This is a genomic window from Bradyrhizobium lablabi (assembly GCF_001440475.1).
Lineage (GTDB): Bacteria > Pseudomonadota > Alphaproteobacteria > Rhizobiales > Xanthobacteraceae > Bradyrhizobium > Bradyrhizobium lablabi.
Genome location: NZ_LLYB01000072.1, coordinates 1 through 6958 on the forward strand (window position 1 = coordinate 1; position 6958 = coordinate 6958).

The 6958-nt window shown below is 64.1% G+C and carries 7 protein-coding genes and 1 pseudogene; all 8 read left to right on the forward strand.

Translation table 11 applies throughout. The annotated features are described in order from the left end of the window. Positions 1-208 (forward strand): annotated as a pseudogene (locus CQ14_RS19275) (cytochrome-c oxidase, cbb3-type subunit I); the annotation flags it as partial. An 11-nt stretch (positions 209-219) separates the two neighbouring features. After that, complete coding sequence (gene ccoO, locus CQ14_RS19280) at positions 220-954, forward strand: cytochrome-c oxidase, cbb3-type subunit II (protein ID WP_057859432.1); 735 nt, start codon at positions 220-222, stop codon at positions 952-954. 12 nt (positions 955-966) lie between these two features. Beyond that, positions 967-1131: a cbb3-type cytochrome oxidase subunit 3 gene (locus CQ14_RS19285; protein ID WP_057859433.1), complete on the forward strand. Its 165-nt coding sequence runs from the start codon at positions 967-969 to the stop codon at positions 1129-1131. 7 nt (positions 1132-1138) lie between these two features. Beyond that, a complete protein-coding gene (gene ccoP, locus CQ14_RS19290) occupies positions 1139-2011 on the forward strand; it encodes a cytochrome-c oxidase, cbb3-type subunit III (protein WP_057859434.1) in 873 nt (290 codons plus the stop codon). A gap of 99 nt (positions 2012-2110) precedes the next feature. After that, a complete protein-coding gene (gene ccoG, locus CQ14_RS19295; protein WP_057859435.1) occupies positions 2111-3574 on the forward strand; it encodes a cytochrome c oxidase accessory protein CcoG in 1464 nt (487 codons plus the stop codon). 20 nt (positions 3575-3594) lie between these two features. Next, complete coding sequence (locus CQ14_RS19300; protein WP_082649944.1) at positions 3595-4092, forward strand: FixH family protein; 498 nt, start codon at positions 3595-3597, stop codon at positions 4090-4092. A 13-nt stretch (positions 4093-4105) separates the two neighbouring features. Continuing rightward, positions 4106-6298, forward strand: a complete 2193-nt coding sequence (locus CQ14_RS19305; protein ID WP_057859436.1) for a heavy metal translocating P-type ATPase — start codon at positions 4106-4108, stop codon at positions 6296-6298. Beyond that, positions 6298-6483 carry a cbb3-type cytochrome oxidase assembly protein CcoS gene (gene ccoS, locus CQ14_RS19310; RefSeq protein WP_057859437.1) on the forward strand — a complete coding sequence of 62 codons (186 nt, stop codon included), beginning with the start codon at positions 6298-6300 and terminating at the stop codon, positions 6481-6483. The genes CQ14_RS19305 and ccoS overlap by 1 nt, the downstream gene beginning before the upstream one ends. The last annotated feature ends 475 nt before the right edge of the window (positions 6484-6958 follow it).

Here is a 6958-nt window from a genome sequence, read left to right on the forward strand (position 1 = left end):
GATGTGGCGCGCCTACACCTCGCTCGGCTTCCTCGAATATTCCTTCATCGAAACCGTGGAGGCGATGCATCCCTTCTACATCATCCGCGCCGCAGGCGGCGGTCTGTTCCTGATCGGCTCGCTGATTATGGCCTATAATCTCTGGATGACAGTGCGGGTTGGCGAAGCGGAAGTGCAGTCGCCCGTCGCTCTTCAGCCGGCGGAATGAGGAGCGCGAAAATGTCTTTCTGGGCACGGCACCAAATCTTCGAAAAAAACTCGATCGTCCTGGTCGCGGGAATTCTGGTGGTGATCGCGATCGGCGGTCTCGTCGAGATCACCCCGCTGTTCTATCTCAAGAGCACGATCGAAAAGGTCGACGGCGTCAGGCCGTACACCCCGCTCGAGCTCGCCGGACGCAACGTCTATGTCCGCGAGGGCTGCTACCTCTGCCACTCGCAGATGGTGCGGCCGCTGCGCGACGAGGTCGAGCGCTACGGGCATTATTCGCTCGCGGCGGAGAGCATGTACGACCATCCGTTCCAGTGGGGGTCCAAGCGTACCGGTCCCGATCTGGCGCGCGTCGGCGGCAAATATTCCGACGAATGGCACGTCACGCATCTGAACAACCCGCGCGCGATCGTGCCGCAGTCGGTGATGCCTGGTTACGCCTTTCTGTCGCAGACGGAAGTCGACGAAGCCAGCGTTGCCGGCCATCTGCGCACCAACCGCGCCGTCGGCGTGCCCTACACCGACGATCAGGTGGCCAATGCCGTCGCCGACCTCAAGGCGCAGGCCGATCCTGACAACGCCGGCGTGGATGCGTTCACCAAACGTTACCCGAAGGCCGTTGCCCGCAATTTCGACGGCAAGAGCGGCGCGCCGACCGAGATGGATGCGCTGGTCGCGTACCTGCAGATGCTCGGCACGCTGGTCGACTTCAAACTTTACAATGAAAAAGCAAATCTTCGCTGAGAAGGCAGAACGATGAAAGCAATCCTCACGGTCCATAACCTGGCGTCGGATCTGGTCACGACGATCTGGACACCGATCTTCGTCGGAATCTTCATCGCCATCCTGACCTACGCGCTTTGGCCGCGTAACCAGGCCGCTTTCGACGAAGCGGCGAAAATGCCTTTGCGCGAGGAGTAATGCGATCATGACCGAACACGGCGATCTCGATCATGTTTCCGGACGAACCACCACCGGTCACGAGTGGGACGGCATCAAGGAGCTCAATACGCCGCTGCCGCGCTGGTGGTTGATCACCTTCTACCTGACCATTCTCTGGGCGGTCGGCTACTGGATCGTCTATCCGGCGTGGCCGCTGCTCTGGAGCCATACGACCGGTATCTGGAATTACTCCACCCGCGCCGAGGTCGCCGCCGAGCTGGCCAACCTGGAAAAGATTCGCGGTGACAAGATGGTGGCGCTTGGCAACGCCTCGCTGGAGGAGATCGAGAAGAATCCGGCGCTGCTGGCGCTGGCCCGCGCGCGCGGCAAGACGGTGTTCGGCGACAATTGCGCGCCTTGCCACGGCAGCGGCGGGGCGGGGGCCAAGGGCTATCCTAATCTGAACGACGACGAATGGCTGTGGGGCGGCAGCCTCGACCAGATCATGCAGACGATCCAGTTCGGCGCGCGCTCGGGGCATCCGAAGACCCATGAGAGCGCCATGCTGGCGTTCGGCAAGGAGGGCGTTCTCAAGAAGGACCAGATCGTGACCGTCGCCAATCATGTCCGGTCGTTGTCCGGCCTGCCGACGGCGGCGGGGTACGATCAGGCTGCCGGCGCGAAGATCTTTGCGGAAAACTGCACGTCCTGCCACGGTGACAACGGTAAGGGGAACCAGGAACTCGGTGCGCCCGACCTGACCGACAAGATCTGGCTGTACGGATCGGACGAGGCAACGCTGGTGGAGACCATCAGCAACGGCCGCGCCGGCGTCATGCCGGCCTGGGTCGGCCGGCTCGATCCTTCCACGATCAAGGCACTGACGGTCTACGTCCACTCGCTCGGCGGAGGCAAATAGCGGCAGGACGATGCTGTGGCGCCGTTCTGTTTGAGATGGATCAAACGGGATTCTGGGGCTGGGTCTAGAGTGAACTCCTGAGGCGAGACCAACCCAGCGATGAACAAGCCCGTGAGCCAGACCGACCTGCAGCTCGACGACGACGCGCCGCTTTATGCGGCGCAGAAGAAAGTCTATCCGCAGAGCGTCTCTGGCACGTTCCGCCGGACCAAATGGGGGCTGATGGCGTTCTGCCTCGGCGTCTACTACCTGCTGCCGTTCGTGCGCTGGAACAGGGGCCTCGGCGCCCCGGACCAGGCGGTGCTGGTCGATCTGCCGAACAGCCGCTTCTATTTCTTCTTCATCGAGCTGTGGCCGCAGGAAGTCTATTACTTCACCGGCCTGTTGATCGTGGCTGCCCTGACGCTGTTCCTGATGAACGCCGTCGGCGGCCGCATCTGGTGCGGCTATCTCTGCCCGCAGACGGTATGGACCGATCTGTTCTATGCCATCGAGCGGATGATCGAAGGCGATCGGCGCGAGCGCATGCGCAAGGATGCGGCCAAGGGCACGATGAAGCTCGAGCGCTTTGCCGAAATCCTGCTGAAGCATTCGATCTGGCTGATGATCGCGTGGTGGACCGGCGGCGCCTGGGTGCTCTATTTCAACGATGCGCCGACGCTGGTGAAGCAGCTCATCACCTTCCAGGCGCCTGTCATCGCCTATATCTGGATCGGCATTCTCACCGCGACGACCTATCTGCTCGCCGGCTTCATGCGTGAGCAGGTCTGCGTCTACATGTGCCCATGGCCGCGCATCCAGGCAGCCCTCACCGATGAATGGGCGCTCAACGTCACCTACAAATACGATCGCGGCGAGACGCGCACGTCGCTGAAGAAGGCGAATGAGCTGCGCGCGCTCGGCCAGGGCGTCGGCGATTGCATCGACTGCTATCAGTGCGTGGCCGTGTGCCCGACTGGAATCGACATTCGTAATGGGCCGCAGCTCGACTGCATCCAGTGCGGCCTCTGCATCGATGCCTGCGACACTGTGATGACCAAGATCGGGCGCGAAACCCGCCTGATCGGCTACGACAACGACATCAACATCCATCGGCGGCAGGAGGGCAAGCCGCCGATCTACCGGATCATCCGGCCACGCACCGTCACCTATGCCGCCCTGATCGCGGCGGTCGGCGCGGTGATGCTCTATGCGCTGCTGACGCGGTCGCTGCTCGACGTCAACGTGCTGCATGACCGCAATCCGGTCGCGGTGAAGCTTGCCGACGGTTCGATCCGCAACGCCTATACCGTGCGCCTCCTGAACAAACGCGGCTTCGACCGCGTGATCGCGATCGACATCGACGGCCCGGTCAACGCGACGCTCCATGTCGTCGGCGCTGATTCCGTGACGCAGGACCGGCCCATGATCATCCTGGCGCGCGACACCACCACTGAGCTGCGCATGCTGGTGACGGCGCCTGCGGACAACAATCCCGGAAAATCCGTTCCGGTGAATTTCCGCGTGACCGATATCGGGCTCGGCGAAGTGGCCTCCGCCACCGACCATTTCGTGTCGCCATGACACTTCCGGGGACCATTCACATGAGCAGGGCACAGAAGCCGAGAGCGATCACCGGGCGCATGGTGTTCTTGATGATGGTGGCGTTCTTCGGCGTCGTGATCGGGGTCAACCTGCTCATGATGCGGCTCGCGATCCAGACCTTGCCGGGAACCGACGTCGACAGCGCCTACGCCGCCAGCCTTGCCTATCAGAAGGAGATCGCCACCGCGCAGGCCCAGAGCGCGCGCAACTGGAAGGTCGATGCCCATGTCGAGCGCAGCGGGCAGGGCGGCGCGACGCTGCAGGTCGAGGCCCGCGATCATGACGGCCGGCCGATGTCCGGCCTGAAATTCCAGGGCCGGTTCGAGCGCCCGACTGACAGACGCGCCGATCAGCAGGTCACGTTCGCCGAAGTCGGGATCGGCATCTATCGCGGCAGAGCGGAAGCGATTGCTCCGGGCCAGTGGGATCTGGTGCTCGAAGGCGTGGCGTCGGGACAGCGGATGTTTCTGTCGAGGAACCGCGTGTTATTGAACTAGGAAGGCCAGTCACATGCAGGCGACGCGAGACTTTTCACATTATGTCCGGCATCTCGGCTCCGGGCTGTCGCATATCGATCTGGCGGTGGAGGGCGTCAATTGCGCCGGCTGCATGTCGAAGATCGAGCGCGGCCTTTCCGCGCTTCCCGACGTGACGCTGGCGCGCGTCAACCTGACCGACCGCCGCGTGGCGCTGGAATGGAGGGAGGGCACGCTCGATCCGGCCCGCTTCATCGACCGGCTGGCCGAGCTTGGCTACAAGGCCTATCCGTTCGAGCCGGTTCGCGCCGAAGCCGTCGAGACGGAGCAGGCGAGCTTCCTGCTGCGCTGTCTCGGCGTCGCCGCCTTTGCCGCGATGAATATCATGATGCTGTCGATCCCGGTGTGGTCCGGCAATGTCAGCGACATGATCCCCGAACAGCGCGATTTCTTCCACTGGCTGTCGGCGCTGATTGCCTTGCCGGCTGCGGCCTATTCGGGACAGCCGTTCTTCCGCTCGGCCTGGACCGCCCTGCGGGCGCGCCGCACCAACATGGATGTACCGATCTCGATCGGCATCGTGACGGCGCTCGCCATGTCGGTGATGGAGACGATCCACCACGCCGAGCATGCCTATTTCGACGCCGCGCTGATGCTGCTCGCCTTCCTGCTGGCCGGCCGCTACCTCGACCAGAGCATGCGCCGCAAGACGCGGGCGGTCGCCGGAAACCTCGCCGCACTGAAGGCAGAGACGGCGACGAAGTTCATCGGCGCCGACGAAATCAGCGTGGTGCCGATTGCCGCCGTGCAGGCCGGCGACATCGTTTTGCTGCGGCCGGGCGAACGCTCCGCCGTCGACGGCAACGTGATCGAGGGACAGTCCAAGATCGACCAGAGCCTGATCACCGGCGAAACCCTGCCGGTAAAAGCGGGGCCGGGCACGGCCGTCTATGCGGGTACGCTCAACCTGTCGGGTGCCCTGCGGGTGCGGGTATCGGCGGCGTCCGAAGGCACGCTGCTGGCGGAAATCAGCCGGCTGCTCGACAATGCCGTGCAGGCGCGTTCCCGCTACGTGCAGCTCGCCGATCGCGCATCGCGTCTTTATGCGCCGGTCGTGCATACCGCGGCGCTTTTGACCATGCTCGGCTGGGCGGCCTATGGCGCCACCTGGCACGACGCCATCGTCACCGCGATTTCGGTTCTCATCATCACCTGTCCCTGTGCACTGGGCCTGGCGATCCCCGCGGTGCAGACCGTCGTCTCCGGCGCCATGTTCCGCACCGGCGTGCTGCTCAATTCCGGCGATGCCATCGAGCGATTGGCCGACGTCGAACGCGTCGTGTTCGACAAGACGGGCACGCTGACCCTGCCGGAGCTCGACGTCACCAATGCCCTCGACGTGCCACAAGACGTATTCGAACTCGCCGGGCGGCTCGCGCTTGCCAGCCATCATCCCGTTGCCGCCGCGGTGGCCCGCGCCTCCGGAGCAAGGAAACCGCTGGCCGGAGCAGAGGAGGTGGCCGGCCAGGGCGTGCGCGGCTTCGTCCGCGGGCTCGAAGTCCGGCTGGGCCGGCCGTCGTTCTGCGGCGCGGACCAGATCGCCAACGATATTCTGCACCGGGATCCGGAGGCCTCCGTCGTCGCCTTCCGTCACGGCGAGACGCGGCATGTCTTTGCGGTCCGCCAGCGCCTGCGCCCCGATGCGGCGGCCGCGATTGCCACGCTGGTCAAGGCCGGGATCGAGGCCGAGATTCTGTCGGGCGACCGCGAACCCGCCGTGCGCCATGCCGCCGAACAGCTCGGCATTCATGAATGGCGCGCGGGAGTCACGCCGGCGGACAAGATTGTCCGCATCGAGGAATTGAAGCGGCGGGGCGTCAAGGTCCTGATGGTGGGCGACGGCATGAACGACGCGCCGGCGCTGGCCGCCGCGCACGTCTCGATGTCGCCGGTCAGCGCGACCCATTTGAGCCAGGCAACCGCCGATCTGGTGTTCCTCGGCGATCGCCTCGCACCCGTTGTCGCCGCCATCGGCTTTTCGCGAAAGGCGCTGCTGCTGATGCGGCAGAACTTGTGGCTGGCCGCCGGCTACAATTTGCTTGCCGTGCCGCTGGCCATCGCAGGCCTGGCCACGCCGCTGGTCGCAGCCGCCGCGATGTCGGGCTCGTCCCTGCTGGTGATCTTGAACGCGCTGCGCGCCCATCGCGGCGCGAAGGAGCTTGGCTGATGGAAGTCCTGGTATTCCTCGTGCCGCTGGCACTCACGCTCGGCGCCCTCGGGCTGGCGGGCTTCCTCTGGTCGCTAAAGAACGGACAGTATGATGACCTGGAGGGGGCAGGGTGGCGGGCGATTGCCGATGACGAGCCGGCTTCGGAAGAAACGCTGCCGTCGGCAGGGAGCGGGCGTCACTAGCTCATGCTCGCTAGTATGTCCGGAGCCTGAAGCCAGCATACTGGCGGAAGGGTGTCCGACTGATGGCGGGCGAGGGGATTGTGCGCGACGCTGGGCCGGCATGTGGTTGGCAATGCTCGAAAAGTGCTTTGAGCCCTTGAGATCGGAGACCCGCCGGTTCACGCTGCGGGCCTTTCGCAATGGGAAGGTGTCATGCCTAGAGCGTAGCACTCCAGTTGCCGTGATGCGCGCTTTATGCTCGACTGCCGGCGCGTCCTTGTTCCAAGTTAAGGGAGAGCTGAACACATGAAGAAAGTAATTCTTGTCGGTCTTGCGATCTTCGCTGTCTCCACTTCTGGCGCTTTGGNGGCCAAGAAAACGACGAAGCCGAAGGCACCTGCCGCCGCCACAACTACGACCACGACCACGGGTGGCGCAGCTCCGGTCATGTTGGGCCAGGTTAGTGCCGCTGACCGCGAGCTATATGAGAAAAATC